The 725-nt window shown below is 57.9% G+C and carries 1 pseudogene; it reads left to right on the top strand.

Annotation, left to right across the window (positions count from 1 at the left end):
• Positions 1 to 305: 305 nt before the first annotated feature.
• Positions 306 to 725 (top strand): annotated as a pseudogene (locus AB4Z23_RS27460) (hypothetical protein); the annotation flags it as partial.

The following is a 725-nucleotide window of genomic DNA, read 5'->3' as shown; positions in this document are numbered from 1 at the left end:
CTCAACTCGTGCTCGCGCCCGTTGTCGCCCCGACGTCAATTCCGGCCGCCGCGGCCATTGTAGCCTCAGCGCTTCGCCAGCGCGATTCTCGCGGGGCGGAGTTCACTTGCCTGATGCTGGCGGTTTTCGCCTCGGTTCTTTCCTACGCCAATTTTCACGCAACGGAAGCATCAACATGGGCGGTCACGTATTTTCCGGACGGCAATAGGGTTTCGGCCGCCGGCTGGTGGTCCATCTGCTTCAGCCTTCCACTGTTTGTCTTTCTGTTTCTACGGGGCGCATGGAGGCATCTCTTATGGGCCCGTATGCTTCGCAACATTGCAAAGCTCGATCTTCGCCTGGTTGCGACCCACCCTGATGGCAAGGGGGGATTGGCCTTCCTCGCGCAATATCCGAACGCCTATGCCATTTTTGTCTTCGGGATGAGCTGCGCAATCGCTGCGGCTGTCGCAAAGAGCCACTTTCTCGAGGAGGGTCTATCCGCGACGACGCTCAGCATGATCATGAGCGGCTGGCTTGCGATCGTCATCAGTTTCTTCGCCTATCCCTTATCTGCCTTCACCCCTCCCCTTCTTCGGTTGAAGGAACAGAGCCTGTCGTTGCTGGATGCTCAGGCAACTAGATTTTGTCGGGCAGCGGAACGAAAGGTCATTGGCCGGAATGTCTTTTCAGACGCCACCCCCGAGCCTGAACCGGAACTGGCCGATCCTGGCAAGCAATATGAG

Source organism: Agrobacterium sp. MCAB5, assembly GCF_052114365.1.
Lineage (GTDB): Bacteria > Pseudomonadota > Alphaproteobacteria > Rhizobiales > Rhizobiaceae > Agrobacterium > Agrobacterium tumefaciens.
Note: the sequence above shows the minus strand (reverse complement) of the source record. Positions and strands in the feature narration are given on the sequence as shown.